General features: G+C 62.4%; 17 protein-coding genes. 9 read left to right on the forward strand and 8 right to left on the reverse strand.

Features of this window, described 5'->3' with window-relative positions:
* Positions 1-2: 2 nt before the first annotated feature.
* From LB577_RS14490 to LB577_RS14515, 6 genes are all read right to left on the reverse strand, one after another.
* Positions 3-1,244 carry an NAD(P)/FAD-dependent oxidoreductase gene (locus LB577_RS14490; protein WP_224687194.1) on the reverse strand — a complete coding sequence of 414 codons (1,242 nt, stop codon included), beginning with the start codon at positions 1,242-1,244 and terminating at the stop codon, positions 3-5.
* A 4-nt stretch (positions 1,245-1,248) separates the two neighbouring features.
* On the reverse strand, positions 1,249-1,965 hold the full coding sequence (locus LB577_RS14495; RefSeq protein WP_224687195.1) for a methyltransferase domain-containing protein: 717 nt from the start codon (positions 1,963-1,965) through the stop codon (positions 1,249-1,251).
* Complete coding sequence (locus tag LB577_RS14500) at positions 1,962-3,176, reverse strand: type III polyketide synthase (protein ID WP_318013486.1); 1,215 nt, start codon at positions 3,174-3,176, stop codon at positions 1,962-1,964. The genes LB577_RS14495 and LB577_RS14500 overlap by 4 nt, the downstream gene beginning before the upstream one ends.
* Before the next feature lie 85 nt (positions 3,177-3,261).
* Positions 3,262-4,266: a L,D-transpeptidase gene (locus LB577_RS14505; RefSeq protein WP_224687196.1), complete on the reverse strand. Its 1,005-nt coding sequence runs from the start codon at positions 4,264-4,266 to the stop codon at positions 3,262-3,264.
* Positions 4,267-4,402: 136 nt separating this feature from the next.
* The gene (locus LB577_RS14510) at positions 4,403-5,608 is read right to left on the reverse strand and encodes an acetate/propionate family kinase (protein ID WP_224687264.1); all 1,206 of its coding nucleotides are present in this window, start codon (positions 5,606-5,608) and stop codon (positions 4,403-4,405) included.
* The gene (locus tag LB577_RS14515) at positions 5,605-8,013 is read right to left on the reverse strand and encodes a phosphoketolase (RefSeq protein ID WP_224687197.1); all 2,409 of its coding nucleotides are present in this window, start codon (positions 8,011-8,013) and stop codon (positions 5,605-5,607) included. The genes LB577_RS14510 and LB577_RS14515 overlap by 4 nt, the downstream gene beginning before the upstream one ends.
* 302 nt (positions 8,014-8,315) lie before the next feature.
* On the opposite strand from LB577_RS14515, the gene LB577_RS14520 reads away from it, so the two are divergent.
* The 4 genes from LB577_RS14520 to LB577_RS14535 all read left to right on the forward strand — a co-directional run bounded on the left by LB577_RS14520 (position 8,316) and on the right by LB577_RS14535 (position 11,376).
* The gene (locus LB577_RS14520; protein WP_224687198.1) at positions 8,316-10,307 is read left to right on the forward strand and encodes a protein-L-isoaspartate(D-aspartate) O-methyltransferase; all 1,992 of its coding nucleotides are present in this window, start codon (positions 8,316-8,318) and stop codon (positions 10,305-10,307) included.
* Between the two features lie 91 nt (positions 10,308-10,398).
* Entirely contained in the window at positions 10,399-10,605 is a 207-nt protein-coding gene (locus LB577_RS14525; protein WP_013894139.1) for a hypothetical protein, read from the forward strand.
* Positions 10,606-10,647: 42 nt separating this feature from the next.
* Positions 10,648-11,118: a YbhB/YbcL family Raf kinase inhibitor-like protein gene (locus tag LB577_RS14530; RefSeq protein WP_224687199.1), complete on the forward strand. Its 471-nt coding sequence runs from the start codon at positions 10,648-10,650 to the stop codon at positions 11,116-11,118.
* 96 nt (positions 11,119-11,214) lie between these two features.
* Positions 11,215-11,376 (forward strand): hypothetical protein, encoded by a 162-nt coding sequence (locus LB577_RS14535; protein ID WP_023779024.1) that lies wholly within the window; start codon positions 11,215-11,217, stop codon positions 11,374-11,376.
* A 62-nt stretch (positions 11,377-11,438) separates the two neighbouring features.
* On the opposite strand, the gene LB577_RS14540 is transcribed toward LB577_RS14535, so the two are convergent.
* Positions 11,439-11,867 carry a hypothetical protein gene (locus LB577_RS14540; RefSeq protein WP_224687200.1) on the reverse strand — a complete coding sequence of 143 codons (429 nt, stop codon included), beginning with the start codon at positions 11,865-11,867 and terminating at the stop codon, positions 11,439-11,441.
* 231 nt (positions 11,868-12,098) lie between these two features.
* Here LB577_RS14540 and LB577_RS14545 point away from each other — a divergent pair, with 231 nt between their 5' ends.
* The 5 genes from LB577_RS14545 to fabG all read left to right on the forward strand — a co-directional run bounded on the left by LB577_RS14545 (position 12,099) and on the right by fabG (position 17,965).
* Positions 12,099-14,369: a propanediol/glycerol family dehydratase large subunit gene (locus tag LB577_RS14545; RefSeq protein WP_224687201.1), complete on the forward strand. Its 2,271-nt coding sequence runs from the start codon at positions 12,099-12,101 to the stop codon at positions 14,367-14,369.
* Positions 14,366-14,785 carry a diol dehydratase small subunit gene (locus tag LB577_RS14550; protein WP_224687202.1) on the forward strand — a complete coding sequence of 140 codons (420 nt, stop codon included), beginning with the start codon at positions 14,366-14,368 and terminating at the stop codon, positions 14,783-14,785. The genes LB577_RS14545 and LB577_RS14550 overlap by 4 nt, the downstream gene beginning before the upstream one ends.
* Before the next feature lie 9 nt (positions 14,786-14,794).
* Positions 14,795-15,493, forward strand: a complete 699-nt coding sequence (locus LB577_RS14555; RefSeq protein ID WP_224687203.1) for a cysteine hydrolase family protein — start codon at positions 14,795-14,797, stop codon at positions 15,491-15,493.
* Positions 15,494-15,591: 98 nt separating this feature from the next.
* A complete protein-coding gene (locus LB577_RS14560) occupies positions 15,592-17,118 on the forward strand; it encodes an APC family permease (RefSeq protein ID WP_224687204.1) in 1,527 nt (508 codons plus the stop codon).
* An 82-nt stretch (positions 17,119-17,200) separates the two neighbouring features.
* Positions 17,201-17,965, forward strand: a complete 765-nt coding sequence (gene fabG, locus LB577_RS14565; protein WP_224687205.1) for a 3-oxoacyl-ACP reductase FabG — start codon at positions 17,201-17,203, stop codon at positions 17,963-17,965.
* Positions 17,966-18,072: 107 nt separating this feature from the next.
* Here the strand turns inward: fabG and LB577_RS14570 are convergent, their stop codons facing one another.
* Complete coding sequence (locus LB577_RS14570; protein WP_224687206.1) at positions 18,073-19,083, reverse strand: phosphotransferase enzyme family protein; 1,011 nt, start codon at positions 19,081-19,083, stop codon at positions 18,073-18,075.
* Positions 19,084-19,105 lie beyond the last annotated feature (22 nt).

The following is a 19,105-nucleotide window of genomic DNA, read 5'->3' on the forward strand; positions in this document are numbered from 1 at the left end:
GGTCATGCAAGACCGGGAACCGGCCTCGTCTTGCCGCTCATATACGCGCCAAGTGTCAGTGTTTGCGGGAAATTCCGGACAGCCGCAGCCATCAATGCGGGACCGCCGGGGCCGAGCGCTATTCGGGCGATAGCCGCGGCAGCGTGGACGCGCGTCGAAAACAATTCTCGCCAGGCCGCTTGATAGCGCCTGCCGGCAGCTTCGCGCCCTGCCCGGCCGCTTGGCGCGCCAGCAAGTTCCCTGGCTAGCAGCCAACCAGACTGAAGCGCCATCGAGATGCCTTCGGCGATGATCGGATGAGACTCCCCGGCAGCATTGCCGACGCGAAAGATGTCCCTTTCATAACAGGCCCGGATACCGGGACGGATCGGGCCGGCTGCGAGCCACCGTCCATCGACACAGGCTCCATCCAGAGCATCGCTGACGCCCCGGCAAGAAGCCATGAGATGATGGAAGACCACGTCAGCGGCCGACACAGGGCTTGCGACGCCATCATGTCCGGAGCCATGTTTCCCGCGCAGTCGCGCGAGCATCTCGCGCCTTATGCAGCACGAGATCGACAGCCGGCCATGATCGGCCAAGACCATGCCGCCATAGCCGCCGGGAAACGCCAGCAGAGGCATCAGATCGGGCGCGAGCGTCGAGCCGGTGAAGTGCGCCTTGAAGCCGAGCAGGTCCGACGGACGGTTGGTCTTTTCGAGCTGGCTTGGCAGCGGTCCCGGTTCCCAGGAACCATGCGCGGCGACAATCACCGGCGCCCGCAAGGTCGTCGTCTCGTCGCCCGAATTCTCGCCCCTTGCCTGAATGCGCACCCTTTGCATGTCCCCATCCCGATCGATGGCAACGGCCCGGCAAGGCTGGAAGATTTCGGCGCCCGCCGATCGCGCCGCCTGCAAGAGCAGCGCGTCGAGAACGTCACGGCCCAGCGCGCGGCCGAAGCAGTCTTTTGCAGGACTATATTTTGCGTCCGGCATCGGCGCCTCGACGCAGGTCTCGCCGGAAAAGAAGCCTACGCGGCGGATTTCGGGGCCAGCATCAGCGCGCCAGGCATCGCCGATCTCCAATCGATCGAGAAGCACGAGATTGCTCGCCGAGATGTATTCGCCACAGACCTTGCGGCGCGGGAACGCGCTCTTTTCCACGATCGCCACGGACCACCCGTGTCGGGCCAGTGTGAGTGCGGCGGAAGTGCCCGCCGGGCCGGCGCCGATGACGATCGCATCATGGGTCGATAGGTTGCTCACGGGTTCAACTCAAAACCGGCATTGTCGCTGACCCGACGAAGACATGGGAAAAAACACCGGCGCGCCGTTCCTCGAGCGGCTTGCGACCGGCCGCGAGCCAGAGACCGGACAGTTCGCTGCCGCGAAAGCCGGCACGCACGCTCTGGGCCGCATCATGTCGGGTCACGTCATTGACGCCGATCGCCGGCAGGAGGCGAGCCGCTGCCAGCGCCGGCATCGATCTCAGCGGTTCCGTCGCAAGCAGCAGGGGCGCCTTCGGCGCCAGCAGGGAAAACAGACGCACCAGACCGGCATGGTCGAAATGATGCAGGAACAGATTGACGGTGATCGCGTCGAACCGCTTGCCCCCGGCACCTTCCGCCCAGTCGAACACGTCGGCGGTGATGCCTTCGATGGTCCACCCCAGCCTGCCGAAATCGGCGGAGAGCTCAGCGGTGAGGAGACCGGCGCGATCGAGCATTGTCAGTTCCACCTCGGGCCAATGCCTGGCCATGCGCCGCGCCACCGCCAGCATGAAGGTACCGTCGCCAGCGCCTATCTCCAGAATGCGCCGTGGCGGCTTCGGCACGAATTTCCGCAGCAATGACGCCATGATCCGCGCCTGGAACATCAGCGCGTTGATGCGGCGGAGATCGCGGCGCGAGGCGAGCGCCCGCGGATCGTCGGCCGCCAATCCGTCCAGGATTTCCGGGACAAGGCGACGTTGGGACAGTTCGCTCATGATACTGTTCGAAAGAGCATGGTTTCAGCCGTCAGGCCGGGTCCGAACGACATGCCGCAACCGAGCAGGCCCGGCGGCGCCTTCAGCATCTCTTGCAGCGTGAACATTACGGTGGCCGACGACATGTTTCCGTATAGGCGCAACACCTCGCGCGACGGCTCGAGCGCGGCTGTCGTGAGGTTCAGCGCTCTTTCAACAGCGTCGAGAATAGAGCGCCCGCCGGGGTGAACGGCCCACAGATCGATCGCTTCGGTCGGCCGACCGCCGAGGAAGGCGTCCTGGTTGCTCAACAGCGCGTCGTGGATCGCCGCAGGAACCTGGCCAGAAAGAACCATGTCGAAGCCATGGTCGCGAATGTCCCATCTCATCAGGTCCCGTCGCTCGTCCGCGACAACGCAATGGAAACTGTCGAGCTTGATGCCGGTCGGTTCGGCGGTGACGAGCGCGGCCGCGCAGCCGTCGCCCCAAAGACAGAAGGACAGCAGCTTTTCCAGTTCGGTGGTTTCATTGAGATGCAAGGTGCAGAGCTCGATATTGACCAGCAAGACTCTCGATTGCGGGTCGGAGCGAACGATGTGGCGGGCCAGCTTGAGGCCATTTATCGCGGCGTAGCAGCCCATGAAGCCGATCATCGTGCGCTCGACCCTGTCCGACAGGCCGCAGCTCTGAACCAGGTCCAGGTCGATACCTGGCGCGGAAAACCCGGTGCAGGTGGTGACGATCAGATGGGTGATGCGCGACGCTTCGTCGCCAAGCTGCAATCCGTCGACGCCTTTTTTTGCCAGGACAGGAGCAGCTTCACAAAACATCGCCATTCTCGCGGCCGTTCCGGGGAATGCGCCGCGGACAAAGGTTCCGGCACGGTCGACGTACCCTCCTTCGGGGTCGATGGCGGGCGCAAAGCAGGAATAGCGGCTTTCGATGCCGGCAAGGCCGGCCATGCGTTCAAAGATCCTCCTGCGATTGGCAGCAAGCGTGGAAGCCGCGAACCGCAGATAGAATTGATGGACTTCATGCTCCGGGACCGCTGTCGCGATCCGGTTGATATAGGCGTCGGCAGACATTTCCGGTCTCCTTGGGCGTCGTGCGCGGTGTCGCCGCTGCCGAAGGGTCTTTGCTCTACGGCACCAATGTCGGGGCGCCGGCTTTGAGCGTTGCCTGTCCCACAAACGTTTCCCAAAACGAGTTTCGTCCCGCCGTGCCAGATTCACCCGCCGGGCCAAATTCCAGGGGCAGCCTCCAACGACAGGAAGTTTTGGCGGCCGCCGTCGCGGACACCGCTTTCGGCCTGATGTGCTACTGCGGCGGCTCGTTGCCGACGTCCGCCATCTCGTCCTTGAAGTTGACCGTGGTACCTTCTTGCACCACGGAGGCGAGGTCTTCGGCATCCCAGTTGGTCAGCCGGATACAGCCGTGCGAGAAGGTCGTGCCGATCTTGCCGGGTTCGGGCGTGCCATGAATGCCGTAGCTTTCGATGGAGAGGTCGATCCAGACCGACCCCACCGGATTGTTCGGCCCGGCTGCGATAGTGAAGGGCCGCTTGGTCCTGATGCCCTTGAAAGCGAACTTCGGATCGTAGTGATAGGTGGGGTTATGCACCACGCGCTTGACCTCTGCCGTGCCGCTCGGCGCCGGCTTCTCGTCGCTTCCGATCGAGGCGGGGTAGACTGCGAGCCATTTGCCGGATGCATCGAGCACGCGCACCACGCGAGCGCCCTTGTCGACCTCGACGCTGGCAATGGCGGCTGGAGGATCGCCTCGGCCAACATCGGGCACCATCAACATCGTGCCTGCCTTCCGGAAGGTGGCGCCTGGATTGAGCATTTTCAGCAATTTTTCGCTGACATGGAAGCGCTCAGCCAGCCTCTCCATCGCGTTGCGATAGCCGAGCCGCCTTAGATGGGCCATCTTCTCCATGCGAGCCGGAATACGCTTGGTGAAAGGTCCGCGCACATCCTTGGGCGCCAGTTCGTAGGCAATCAGGGCCGGACGGGTGGAGGCTGCCACCAGCTTGTCCCAGGTCTCGCGTGTCAGCTTGCCGTCCGTCTGGAGACCGTTCGCAGTCTGATAGGCACCGACCGCCTTGGCGAAGTTCTCCGACAGGCGGCCATCGATCAGGCCCGGCGAGAAGCGGGCGCGATCCAAAAGGATCTGCGCCCTCAGAACGGTAGGATCGACGCCTTTCGGCTCGCCGGCGGCGAATTGGGCCTGGTTGACGGCGTTCGGGTCCAGCTTGGCTGCGTCCGTCGCACCGCATGCAAGGGCGAGCGCCGCGGCGACGACAAGAAGGAGCCTGATCATCGATGTCACTTTCCTTGGCTGCAACCAACCTGCTTCTATGACGCGGTACGGCCCAACTGGTTCCCCTGGCTGTCAGATGCACCGTCGGCGTTAGGCGCAATATTGGCGTCGGCAGGAGTTGGCAGACTTCTCCTGTTCAGGGCCGGAACTGGATCGCATTTCCTTCAGGCTGCATCGCCACGCGGCTATGACGCGCAATGATTTTTTCCTCGTCAGTCGCAACCACACGGATTTCCACCTTGCTGTCTGGACGACTGATGATCTCGGCGTGGGCGTCATTGGCATGTTGGTCAAGCGCCACGCCAAGCCACGTCAATTTCCCGCATATCGCCTTGCGGATGGGGGATGACCGTTCACCGATGCCGGCGGTGAACACCAGGCATTCGAGCCCACCCATCGTGTTCGCGAGCGCTGCGGCCTCCCTCGCGGCGCGGAAGGCGAAAAGCTCCATCGCCTCATGGGCGCGAGGGTCATCGCTCGCTTCCAGCGTCCGCATGTCGCCCGAAATACCGGATACACCGAGCAGTCCGGATCGCTCGTAGAGCATCGTCTGCAATTCGTCCGCCGCGATGCCTCTTTCCAACAGGAGATACAACAGCGCGCCGGGATCGATGGAGCCGCAGCGCGTACCCATGACAAGGCCGTCGAGGGCGGAAAACCCCATCGTGGTATCGACGCTTTTGCCCCCGCGCAGGGCGCAAAGGCTCGCCCCGTTGCCGAGATGGGCGACGATGGTGCGTTTCGCCACGAGAGATGGCGATATCTCGCCGAGCCGCCCGGCGATATATTCGTAGGAAAGGCCGTGGAACCCGTAGCGGCGCAGGCCCTCTCCTTCATATTCGCGGGGAAGCGCAAAGCGCCGCACGAGCGGCTCGATCGTCCGATGGAAGGCAGTGTCGAAACACCCGACCTGTGGCAGGTCCGGTTGCAAGGCGGCTATGGCGCGGACCGGCGCGAGGCTGCGGGGCTGGTGCAGCGGAGCGAGCGGCGTCAGCCTGTCGATGGCCTCGATGATGTCTGGGGTCAACCGGACGGGTTCGATGAACGCGCTCCCGCCATGCACGATGCGATGGCCGGCGCAGATAAGTTTTCTTCCACCAAGTTCGCCCTGCACCCAATTCAGCATCTCGCCAATGGCTGTGTCACGAGGCTTGCCGGCGGCGAGTTGCCGGTCGCACAGCGCCGTTCCGTCGACCGCTGTCGCGCGCAGTGTAGGTACGTCGCCCAGATCCAGCGTGCCGCGCGAAACGAGTTGTAGATCTTGCGGCGAGGCAAGATCGTAAAGCGCGAACTTGATACTGGACGAGCCGGCATTCAATGCCAGGATCGACTGGCGCATCATCGAGGGACCTTTGCCGCGTTCGCGGGCCAGCTCCATTTCTGGATTTCGGGCATGTCTTCGCCATGCTCGCGGACATAGGCCTGGTGCTTCACCAGCCGGTCGTGGAGCTCGCCGGCAAGGCCTTCGGTCCTTTCGGCCAGTCCCGGCACGCGCTCGATGGCGGCAAGCGCGAGGTGGTAGCGATCGAGTTCATTGAGCACCACCATGTCGAACGGCGTTGTCGTGGTGCCCTCCTCGCGGAAGCCGTGCACATGCATGTTGTCATGGTTGGCGCGGCGATAGGTCAGGCGATGGATGAGGTAGGGATAGCCATGATAGGCGAAAATGACCGGCTGTGTTTTCGTGAACAACGCGTCGAAGGCCTGGTCGGCGAGACCGTGCGGATGCTCGGTGTTCGACTGCAACGTCATCAGGTCGACGACGTTGACGACGCGGATTTTCAGGTCGGGGATCGCGGAGCGCAGAATGTCCGTCGCAGCCAGCGTTTCCAGCGTCGGCACGTCTCCGGCGCAGGCCATGACCACGTCCGGCTCCTCGCCCTTGGCCACGGTGCCGGCCCATTCCCAGATGCTCGCGCCCGCTTTGCAGTGGGCTTCGGCTTCCTCGACGGACAGCCACTGCGGCGTCGGCTGCTTGCCGGCGGTGACGACGTTGATGCGGTTATAGGTCCTCAGGCAATGGTCGGTAATCCACAGCAGGGTGTTGGCATCCGGTGGGAAGTAGAGCCTGACCGTATCGGCCTTCTTGTTGGCGACCAGGTCGGCAAAACCCGGATCCTGATGACTGAAGCCGTTGTGGTCCTGGCGCCAGACATGAGAGGTCAAGAGATAGTTGAGCGAGGCGATCGGCTTGCGCCAGGCGAGTTCGCCGGAGGTCTTCAGCCATTTGGCATGCTGGTTGACCATGGAATCGACGATATGGATGAAGGCCTCGTAGCACGAGAACAGGCCGTGACGGCCGGTGAGCAGATAACCTTCGAGCCAGCCCTGGCAGAGATGCTCGCTCAGCACTTCCATGACGCGGCCGTCGCGCGAAAGATGGACGTCGTAGGGCTCGATGCCTTCCATCCAGACCCGATCCGTGACTTCGAACACATCATCGAGGCGATTGGACGATGTCTCATCCGGTCCCATGAGCCGGAAGTTTCGCGCTTTGGCATTAAGGCGGAACACCTCGCGAAGGTAGCTTCCACAAATCCGCGTCGCTTCGGCAACGACCCCTCCCGGCCGGGGCACTTCCAGCGCCAGGTTTTTCCAGTCCGGAAGCACAAGGTTGCGCTTCAACAGCCCGCCATTCGCATATGGGCTCGCGCCCATACGCTTTGATCCAGTCGGAGCCAGCGCAGCGAGTTCCGGCAGAAGGTATCCGTTTTTGTCGAACAGTTTCTCCGGCTCATAGCTTCGCATCCAGGTTTCGAGGATCCTGCGGTGTTCCTCATTTCCCCGCGCGTTCGACACTGGCACTTGATGCGCACGCCAGAAGCCTTCGACCTTCTCGCCATCGACCTCCTTTGGTCCGGTCCAGCCCTTGGGGCTGCGCAGCACGATCATCGGCCACAGCGGACGCCCGCCACGCCATCCCGGAGACCGGGCCTGTTCCCGAACGGACCGGATGCGGTCGAGCACCGTGTCGAGCGTCCCGGCCATGGATTGGTGCATGGCAAGCGGCTCGTGGCCTTCTACGAAGAATGGTTCGTAGCCATAGCCGGCGAAAAGGTTTCGCAACTCCTGGTCGTTCATGCGGCCAAGGATTGTTGGATTGGCGATCTTGTAGCCGTTAAGATGCAGGATCGGCAGGACGGCACCATCCGACGCCGGGTTCAGGAACTTGTTGGAATGCCATGACGCCGCGAGCGGACCGGTCTCGGCTTCGCCGTCGCCAACGACGCAGGCAACCACCAGATCCGGGTTGTCGAAGGCCGCACCAAAGGCATGGACCAACGCATATCCGAGTTCGCCGCCCTCATGGATGGAGCCGGGCGTTTCGGGCGCGGCGTGGCTTGGCACGCCGCCAGGGAAGGAGAACTGCCGGAACAATTTCCTCAGGCCGTCCTCGCCCTGCCCGATATCAGGATAGATTTCGCTGTAGGTGCCCTCGAGCCAGGTGTTGGCGACCATCGCGGGACCGCCATGGCCCGGACCGCAGATGAACAGGACATCGAGTTCGCGTTCGCGGATAACGCGGTTCAGATGCAGGTAGAGAAAATTCAGGCCCGGCGTCGTGCCCCAATGGCCAAGCAGCCGCGGCTTGACGTGCTCGGCCTTCAAAGGTTCGCGCAACAGCGGGTTGTCGAGCAGGTAGATCTGGCCGACCGAGATGTAGTTCGCGGCACGCCAGTAGCGGTCCATGAGATCGATCCGTTCGAGGCCGATCGTCCGCGGCGTTGCACCAGCCTTGTCGTTCATTGCCCAACCTCCGGTACCGGTTCTCCAGCAGCGCTTCGCTGCAGGTAACTGGAGCGGCTGCGCGCCCGAGCAAGCTCTGATCCGCCATCAGGGCCGGCTTCGAACCGCGCACTGCCCAGCAAGAAAGGGCCGTTCGCGATTCACAATGAGCTGGCGGCCTGTGCGGGGAATTGTGGGAACCTTGAAGTCCTCCAGCGGTTAGACAGCCGAGCTCAAGGCGATCGCTAAGGTGCCGCGAAGGATGTCCTCCAGGCGTCGCGGACAAGCGATCACCAAAGGGCGGCCACCAAACGGAGCTGGAAATGCTCGATCTCTCCCGTGCCCGCGATCGAATGGTCAAAGTACATGTCGGCCGGCGTGGCATCCACAATCGCGAGATTCTGCAAGCCATGCGCGAAGTTCCGCGCGAGGCTTTCGTCGATCCTGGCTTCGAAGAGTTCGCTTATGAAGACGGACCGCTGCCGATCGCGGACGGACAGACGATATCCCAACCTTACATCGTTGCACTCATGATCGAGATGGCGGATGTCAAAGCCGGTGATCACGTGCTCGAAGTTGGTACCGGTTCGGGCTATGCGGCCGCCGTGATGAGCCGGTTCGTCGAACATGTCTATACGATCGAGCGTCATCCCGGTTTGGCTAAGTCGGCAAAACAACGTTTTGAAAAGCTGGGCTATCGCAACATCGAGGTCCGCACAGGCGACGGAACCAAGGGCTGGCCGGAGGCCGCACCATTCGATGCCATCGTGGTGGCGGCCAGCGGACCGGGTGCGCCGCTGGCACTTCAGGAACAACTCGATGTCGGAGGCGTCCTTGTCGTTCCTGTCGGCGACGATCCGGATTTGCAGCGTCTGCTAAAGGTCACACGCACGGGCGCTTCGACCTACAGCGAAGAGGACTACGGCGGTGTGCGGTTCGTCCCGCTCATCGGCGAACAAGGTTGGCCGGAAGGCGACAAGCCGGCCGAGGCCGGTCGGCCGCTCCGACATCCGCCTCCCGTCAGCCTGCCCGATATGATTGCGAGGGCGGCTGAACCGCTTCCGGATTTCGACGACCCGACCTTTGGCGAATTGTTCGATCGGTTTGCCGACCGGCGCGTCGTCCTGCTTGGCGAGGCAAGCCATGGCACGTCCGAATTCTACAAGGCCCGCGCGGCGATCACCCGCAGGCTCGTCGAACGGCACGGTTTCACCATTGTCGCGGTCGAGGCGGATTGGCCCGACGCCGCCGCGATCGACCGCTACGTTCGCCGTCGTCAGCCGCAAGCCAACGCCATTGCGCCATTTCAGCGGTTTCCGACATGGATGTGGCGAAACACCGATTTTGCGGCTTTCGTCGAGTGGATGCGCCACCACAACGAGAAGCTTGAGCCATCAGGGCAAGCGGGGTTCTACGGCCTCGACATCTACAATATGAGCGGGTCCATCGCCGCGGTTCTCGACTATCTCGACCGGGTCGACCCGCGGGCGGCGAAGGTCGCGCGCGAGCGCTATGGCTGCCTGACACCTTGGCAGAACGAGCCATCCACCTACGGCCGCGCTGTGCTCACCGCCGGCTATCAAAAATGCGAGAAAGCGGTGCTTGAGCAATGCCGGGACCTGCTCGCCAGACAACTCGAATATGCAAGGCAGGACGGTGTGGATTTCCTCGACGCCAGCCAGAATGCCCGGCTGATTGCGGCCGCCGAGCGGTATTACCGGATCATGTACTATGGCGGCGCTGAATCCTGGAACCTGCGTGACACCCATATGTTCGACACGCTGGAACATTTGCTGGATGCTGGCGGCCCGAGCTCCAAGGCCATCGTGTGGGCGCATAATTCGCACATCGGAGATGCCCGCTACACCGAGATGGGTGTCGTCAGGGACGAACTGAATATCGGCCAACTCTGCCGGCAGCGTTTCGGCGATGAGGCCGCGCTGATCGGCCTTGGCACCCATTCCGGCACCGTGGCTGCCGCCAGCGACTGGGATGGGAAGATGGAGGTGAAGCAGGTTCGCGCCTCCCACCCCGACAGCTACGAGCGGCTTTGCCACGATAGCCGCGTGCCGCGTTTCCTGCTCGACTTGAGGCGCGACGAGGTGCTGCGCGAGCGCCTGCTGGAACGCAGGCTGGAGCGCTTCATTGGTGTGATCTACCGGCCGGAAACCGAGTTGCGTAGCCACTATGCCGACGTCTCCTTGCCCCGGCAATTCGACGCGTTCGTGTGGTTCGACAAAACCGCGGCGGTGACGCCGCTTGGCCCGGAACACGCAGGAACCGGTGTTCCCGACACTTATCCGTTCGGGCTTTAGCCGAGGCGGACAGCGAGCCCGTGAAAGAGGCCGGAACAATTCATCCGGCTTGCGGTTTTGAAACCGAAAACCTCTTCGAAGGAGTTTTCTGATGACCGGAACCAAGCATCCAAAGTGGAAGAAACCGAGCGATGCCGACCTGGCGAACAACCCTGGTATCGGCACCTCGAAGGGAACGATCAAGGAAGGCGAAGAATTCGAGCTTGAAGGCGAGAACACGGTTGAAGGCGACGTCGAAAACGACACCAACGCCGCCGGCGGGATCAATCCGAGACAGAAGATGCGGACCAACAAATAGCGTGCCGATGCACGCGATCAACTGTCGCCGTAGGAGTGAAGCATGCCCCTCACACTCAGCAGTACCGCCTTTGCCGAAGGCCGACAGATTCCCGAAAAATACACCCGAGACGGCAAGAACGTGTCTCCGCCGCTGAAGTGGGCTGGTGTGCCGGCCGAGACGAAGAGCCTCGTTCTCGTCGTCCAGGATCCTGATGCCCCAAGCGGCATGTTCGGCCATTGGGCAGTGTTCAATATCTCCCCCGACACCCGCGAACTTCCCGAGGCGGAAAGCGGCAAGCCGGGTCCGCAGGCCCTCAGGCAAGCCACGAATGATTTCGGAAACGCCTATTATGACGGCCCTCAACCACCCGTCGGGCATGGCGTCCATCACTACCATTTCCGGCTGGCTGCGCTCGACACGCCGAGCCTTGCCATCCCGGCGAGCGCGGGCGTCGAACGGATCTGGCAGGAGGCGCAAAAACACGCGCTTGAGCAAGCCGAACTTGTTGGAACATACGAACGCGCCCGGTAGTTCGAGTGCCGTCAAACGGGTCCAATCCCGTCACCCATGTCGTCATGAGCGGAACGGTTCTTCTCCTTGCCGATTGTCTTGGAAAGGAGATGTGCCATGTTTGAAAGTGTCATGTGGTTGCTTGTCGTCGCCGGTGGGCCATTGTTGCTGGTCATATTGATGGCCTATGTTGTTGCGAGGCGTCGCCGTCCTGGCCCCGCCGAACGCAGGGAAAGCGACCGGGCGACCGACCGGCTGTACCATGAGGACAAGGGTTGATCTCCGCGTCGGGTAACGAAGACCTTATATCGGCTCAACCAGGCGACGATCCCCGCCTGCGGTCAGCGCATTATCCTTTGCCTCAACCACGTAAAGAACCTGCCGCTAATCGCTGAGCGGACCCGGCTGGCGGCCCAACGCGCTCTCATGGTTGAGCCGACGTGACAATCGCAGACGATGTCGTGCAGCTGCCAGTCGTTCAGCTCGAAAAAGCGCTTTGCCTCACCATACGTATCGTCTTTCAAACCCGACGCGCGCAGCACCGGATCTTCGAAGGCAACCGAAATTGCCGATCCCTCGCCCCGCATCGCTGCACGTGCTCCAGGGTGAAGATGTTCGGTGCCTGCAAACGCACCAAGGCATCGCTCGGGATTACGCTCCAGCAGTTCAGCCCAGCGCTCTATGCGCTGATTTCGTGTCATTGCGGAATATGCAGCCGAGGATTCAATCTTGGCGACGGCATGCAGTTGGTCGAGTGTCTGATGTTTCATGGCCGGCTCCTTTCAGGAGTGAAAAACCACCCCTTCAGGAGAATTATCGCGCTGTGATGCCTCGACAAGAGCGGGAGATCGAAGCGGTCGAGATCGTAAATGGCCAGAAAGCGTTCAATGGCGCGGGTCGATAGCATCGGCCAGAAGATCCAGGGCCCAGGCTGTTCGATCCGGCCATTGTGTGACGAGCGGGCATTCAATAGTCTTTCCGCTGGGTTGAGGAACGCACGCATGACGCCGAAACTGAACCGTTGGAAGCGCTTCGCCGACTGGGACGAGCGGCCGTTGCGGCTGGACAAGTTCGCGGCGGAAGACCCCGCCAACGGCTTCTCCGCCTTCTCCAGCCCGGCCGATCCCAAACCCGGCATCGGCATCCAGGGCGGGCGCGTCGTGTCCCTTGATGGCGTGCTCGAGCACGACTACGACATGATCGACCGCTTCATAGCCCGCCATCACATCGACCCGGAGGTGGCGCCTGAAGCGATGGCGCTGGACTCGGCGACCGTCGCACGCTGGCTGGTCGACATGAACGTGCCGCGCGAAACACTGGTGCGGCTCGCGCATGGCATGACACCCGCCAAACTCGCCGAGGTCGTGTCGCAGCTCAACGCGTTGGAGATCGCCTTCGCCTATTCGAAGATGCGGGCACGCAAGACGCCCGGTAACCAGGCGCATGTAACCAATGCCAAGGACGACCCGCTGCAGCTCGCCGCCGATGCCGCAACCGCCGTCGCCTTCGGTTTCGACGAGATAGAGACCACGATGCGCGTGTCGCGCAACGCCTGGTCCAACGCGGTGGCGTGCGCGGTGGGCGGCGCCGTCGGCCGCTGGGGAACGTTGTTCCAATGCTCCAGCGAGGAGGCGGAGGAGCTGCGCATCGCCATGGCCGGCTTCACGTCCTATGCCGAAACCGTTTCCGTCTACGGTACCGAAAAATCGTTCACCGATGGCGACGACACGCCGTGGTCCAAGGCATTTCTCGCCGCCGCCTATGCATCGCGCGGCGTGAAGATGCGCTGCACGTCGGGTGCCGGCTCCGAATTGCTGATGGGCTTCCACGAGGCAAAGTCGCTGCTTTACCTGGAGGCACGCTGTCTCTGCCTGCAGCGCGGCATGGGGGTGCAGGGTACGCAAAATGGCGGCATCGACGGGGCGCCTTTGACCGCCACCATACCTGGTGGCGTCCGCGAGCTGATGGCAGAGAATCTCATCGCCGTCTGGCTCGATCTCGAATGCGCATCCGGCAATGACGCGCGCTCCACCGAATCGGAGATTCGCGTCGGCGCAAAGATCCTTCCCTACCTGATTGCCGGCTCGGACCTGATCTGCTCGGGGATGGGATCGATCCTGAAATACGACAATTCATTCAACCCGTCGCTGATCAACGGCGAGGAGTTGGAAGACTATCTGGTGCTGCAGCGCGATTTCGAGGCCGATGGCGGATTGACGCCACTGCCCGAGTCACGCGCGATCGAGTTGCGCGAGCGGGCGGTGGAGGCGATCGCCGCAGTGTTCGAGGAACTCGGCCTGTCGGCGCCGACCGAGGATATGAAGACCAGTGTGGTCTACGCCTCCGGCTCCGACGATACGCGCAGCCTGATGCCGCGCGACGTGAGCTTCATCAGCGAGGCCATCAAGGAGCGTGGCATCACCGTGATCGACGTGGTCAAGGCGCTGGCCAACCGGGGTTTCCGCGAAGAGGCCGAGAACCTGCTGAACGTGGTGAAGCTGCGCCTTTCAGGCGACTATCTCCAGACCTCGGCCATGATCCGCAACGGGCGCATCGTCAGCGCGGTCAACGACCCGAACGACTATCTCGGTCCAGGCTCCGGCTATCGCGTGTCTGAAGAACGGCGGCTGCAGCTCAACGACATTCGCGATGTGCTGGACCAGAAGGAAGTGTTGCGTTCGGAGGCGCTGCACGAGAAAGACGAGGCGAGACATATCCGCTATCGCAACGTTGGCCCCGCGGCCAATGGATCGGCGAAGGACGACGTGGTCATCGGCATCAGCCCGGCATTTGGACTGAAGCTTTACCGGACGACGGCCGGGCATCGGCTTTCCGAGGTCCTTGGCGCCATGCTGGATGCAATTCGCGGGCGCGGGCTCAAGGCGCGCGTCGTTCGCTTCCGCCACACGGCCGATACCTCCTTCCTCGGCCTGTCCGCCGCTCGGCTTGCCGGCAGCGGCATCGGCATCGGCATCCAGGCCAAGGGCACGGCTGTCATCCATCAGCGCGACCGCCAGCCGCACAACAACCTCGAACTGTTTTCCAATGCGCCGATCACCAGGCTCGAACACTATCGCGCGTTGGGTGCCAATGCGGCCGCCTATGCGCTGGGCGAAATGCCGGAGCCCATCGTGGTGCCGCAGCGAGGCGAGGCCATGGGTTCGCGCTACCACGCCCGCGTCGCCCTCATCTATGCCATCGAAACCGGGCTGACCGAGGCTGGTGCGGCTCCCGAAGAGGTCGATGTCACGCTGACGGGAGCGAAATCATGACCCATACCCGCGCCGACTATCCACTTGCCGAAACACAGCCCGGAGAGGTGACCGGCAAGCACGGCAAGGCGCTTTCACAGATAACGCTGGATGCGGTGCTTGCCGGCGAGGTGACGATGGAAGATCTTCGCATCACGCCGCAAGCGCTGCAGGCTCAAGCCGATGTGGCGCGCGATGTCGGACGGCCGACACTGGCCCTCAACTTCGAGCGCGGGGCGGAGCTCGTCGAGGTGCCGCAGGATTTCATCATGCAGGTCTACGAATTGCTGCGCCCCGGCCGTGCCAGGTCCAAGGAAGAATTGCTCGGGGCCGCCGCCACGATGCGCGATACCTACCAGGCCGAACGCATCGCCCGTTTCATCGAAGAAGCCGCCGAGACCTATGCGGCGCGCGGCCTTTTCACGTTCCGCTTCTGAAAGGATCGCATGAGCTGGAAAACCGGATACCGTTCGCTCTATTACCTCGGTGCACCCGAGCCGGATGATCCGGTGCTGGTGCCGGCGCAAACCGCCATCCTGGTCATCGACGTTCAGAACACATACCTGGAACGGCCGGATCGCGTGTCGCTTCCGCCAGAAGAACAGCATCGGTACGATCTGTGGACGCCGTTCCACGAGCGCATGCACGGCACGGTCATACCGAACACGGCAAGACTGCTCGATCTGGCACGGCAAAATGGCATCGAATGCCTTTTTGCCCGTATCGCCAGCCACACCAAGGACGGCCGCGACCGTTCGCTCTCCCAGAAAATGCCGGGCTGGAACAATTTGCTGCTGCCAAAGAACGACGCGCCGTCGCAGCTGGTTGCCGAGCTTCAGCCCGCCGGCGACGAAATCGTGGTGACCAAGACCACCGATTCAGCGCTGACAGGAACAAATCTGCGCCTGATTCTGCACAATCTCGGCATCAGGAATGTCATCTGCTGCGGCATCTTCACGGACCAGTGTGTGTCCTCGACCGTGCGCAGCCTGGCGGACGAGAGCTATGCCGTCATCGTGCTCGAGGATTGCTGCGCGGCGGCGACCGAGGAGCTTCATCGCAAAGAACTCGAAATCATCAACATGATCTACTGCCACGTCATGTCGAGCGGCGAGCTATGCAAAATCATGGCCTTGGCAAAGTGACGCAGCGTCCGTAGTGTGATGGCTGCACACGCAGGCCGGGACACATCGGCCGCTACGTGCGGGGACCAAATACAGCTGTCACGAATGGAGAGGGCTTCATGGCCATAGAAACTGCACGCGGGACGATCGACGTCTCGAAGAGTAACAGCATCAATCTTTTGCACTCCAAGGCCGTGGGGCTCGCGGGAGTGCTCTTTCTGGCCGTCACCGGCGCGGCGCCAATGTCGGCGATGCTGGGCAACGTGCCGTTCGCGGCAGGCTATGGCATCGGCAAATACACGCCAGCCGCCTTCCTGATGGCGACGATCGTGCTGACCATCTTCTCGGTCGGCTATGCCGCGATGGCATCGCGCGTCTCGTCCGTCGGCGGCTTTTACTCCTTCATCAGCCAAGGGCTCGGCCGCGAGGTCGGCATGTCGGCGGGCATTGGCTCGCTCGCCTGCTACTCACTGTTCGAAGCCTCTCTCACTGGTCTGTTTGCATTTTTCGGCAATCTTTGGATTTCCCAGCATTTCGGCATCAACGTGCCGTGGATCGTGCTCGCGCTCGCCATGATCGTGGTCATCGCGGCGCTTGCCTATCGTGATGTGAAGGTGTCGGCGCGGCTACTCGGGATCGCACTCATTCTTGAAGTGATCATGCTGGTGATCTTCTCGCTGGGCGTGCTTTTCGCTCATGGCCCGACGAATTTTTCCGGCGATTCACTAAATGTGTTCAAGGTGTTCACGCCTGTCGCCGAGCAGAAAGTTGGTGATGTGGCCATACCCGCCGGCGAGGCCGCCGTCGGTATCTTCATGGCGTTTTGGTCGTGGGTCGGCTTCGAGATGGCGCCGAACTATGCCGAGGAATCCCGTGATCCCAAGCGCATCATTCCACAGTCGCTGTTGATTTCGGTGATTGGCCTTGGCCTGTTCTATACCTTTGTCAGCTGGTGCGCGGTGGCGGCCTATCCCACCGAGGCCGACATGGTGGCCAAAGCCTTCTCCGACGGCGTGAACTTCTTCCTGACACCGGTTCAGAATTATGTCGGCGGCTGGGGCTACCAGCTGATGTCGCTGCTCATCCTGACCAGTTCCTTCGCCTGCGGCATGGCCTTCCACAACACCGCTTCCCGCTATCTGTACTCGCTGGCGCGCGAAGGCGTCCTGCCGCAGGTGATCGCGGAGACGCATGACCACCACAAGAGCCCGCACAAGGCCTCGGCGCTGCAGTCGGTGCTGGCGGCGATATGGGTCCTGCTCTACGGTCTGGCCTACGGCTTCGACGATCCGTCGGGACAGGCCTGGCTCGGTGTCTATACGCTGTTCGCGGTGCTGGGCACCGGATTGCTGCTCGTGCTGCAGGCCGTCGTCTCGCTGGCGATCTACATGTGGTTCAAGAAGAACGGCGGCGGCAGCCTGCTGACGACAGTCATTGCGCCGTTGATCTCGCTGGTTGTCCAACTGCTCCTCGTCTACACGCTGGTGGCCAATCTCGCGACGCTCGGCGGCACCAATGGCTTTGCCAGGAGCATCCCCTATGTCGGGCTTGCGATCTTGATCGTCGGCCTGATCTGGGGCTTCGTGCTGAAATCCGCCAACCCCAAGGCGTACGAGAACATCGGTCACATGGTGAACGAGGGCTAGCGGCGGACGCCGCCCTGGCATCCTTTTCGGCAACGGGGACAGAGTATCGCTCTGTCCCCGTCTCATTTTGGAGCTTCAGATCATGACCCAATCTTTGAAGGGTCGGTCCGTCGTTGTTACCGGCGGATCGAAAGGCATCGGCAAGGGCATAGCGCGGGTGCTTGCGCTATCTGGCGCCAAGGTCGCCATCATCGCGCGCCATCTCGACCAGGCCGAAGCAGCTGCCGCCGAGATCGGCCACGGCGCCTTCGGCGTGGTTGGCGACGTCACCTCGCTCGCCAGCATCGAGAGCGCTTTTGCGACAGTGGCCGCGAGAAACGGGCGCATCGACGTGTTGTGCGCCAATGCCGGAATTTTCCCGCAGGCCCGGCTCGAGGAGATGACTTCGGAACAATGGGACGAGGTCGTCGACACTAACCTCAAAGGCACCTTCCACGCGGTCAAGGCGGCGATTGCCTATCTCAAGAAATCCGACCAGGGCCGGGTCGTGCTGACGTCATCGATCACCGGCCCGGTCACCGGCTTTCCCGGCTGGTCGCATTACGGCGCCACCAAGGCCGGGCAACTCGGCTTCATGCGCACCGCCTGCATCGAGCTGGCGAAATACGGCATCACCGTCAACGCCGTCATGCCGGGCAACATCATCACCGAGGGCCTTGCCGGCCTGGGCGAGGACTACCAGAAGACCATGGCCACCTCTGTCCCGCTCAAGCGGCTCGGAACCGTGGAGGACATCGGCTACGCCGCACTCTACTTTGCGTCGAAGGAAGCCGCATACGTGACGGGGCAGACGATCATCGTCGATGGCGGCCAGATCCTGCCGGAGAGCTTGGAGGCCCTGGCATAAAGCTGTTCATCGCGAACCGCTCTATCTCCTTGTTTTGAAGCAATTCCCAACGGAAAGCGCTACGCGCTTTTCCGGGAACACCGCTCACACTTTTCATGGAATTGCTCTCAGGAAAACTTGCTCAGATAGGCTTCGCACAGCCCCTCCGTTCCCTCGGTGTATGGCAGGCCCATGGACCTAGCGAGGTCCGTTTCAGCGTGCGAGCCGATCCAGGCAACCAGCAACAGGCGGCGCAGCATCACGAAGGTCGGGATCTCGTCCTCGTCCGCCTTGGGCAGGTCAAGCACGCGGCGATAGCCGGTCGTCCACGATTGGATCAGATCGGCTGCCTGCGGCTGGTGCTCGTAGAAAGAGATGGGCGTAGCGGCGTCGTACATAAACCAGCCGAAGCCGCAGTCGTCGAAGTCGATGACCTTGACCGTCTTGCCGTCGATCAAAAGGTTGGCGAGCCGCAGGTCGCAATGAATGAGGCCGAAGCGGTCTTGGCCCTTGCCGAAGGCATCGAGCCTGCGGCCAATCAGCTCCGCGGTACGGCCAAAGAGTTTGGCTTTCGCGGCGTCGACGCCCATGCCGTCGCGCCAGCGCCCCCAATGGGGTCTTTCCTCACCGAGGCTTGTCTCGAAATCCCACACGTGGCGGCTGAACCAAGATGGGCGTTTCCACTGCCGGGCGTGGATGTGCATGCGGGCCGTCACCTCGCCCAGCACCTCGAAGGGCTCGCCAAGCGCCTCGCCCATGCCCGGCTCCGCACCGGTCTCCCATTGCGACAACACGACATGACGCGGTCGCGCCAATCCGGCATGGCCGACAAGCTGGATTTGGTCGCCGTCCTTGCCCGCGACCGGAACGGGTGTGGGGACGATCCCGGTCTGGCGCAGATCCGTAAGCCAGGCCAGTTCGGATTGGATGGCCGTCTTTGAATGGTACCCGTCGCGATGGATGCGAAGCGCCCAGCGCCGGCCGTCGCGAGCTGCAATCTTGTAAGTCGCGTTCTCCGACAGGTTGATCATCTCGACGGAGACATCCGCCGGCAAGTCGTAGTTGGCGGTGGCCGCCTCCGCCGTCTCCTGCAGGATGCCGAGTTGCTGGTCGTGAGTGAGCGCGTCGAAATCCGTCATCGTCCGTCCTGCCCCATCATTG

Source organism: Mesorhizobium sp. B283B1A (assembly GCF_020165735.1).
GTDB classification, from domain to species: domain Bacteria; phylum Pseudomonadota; class Alphaproteobacteria; order Rhizobiales; family Rhizobiaceae; genus Mesorhizobium; species Mesorhizobium opportunistum.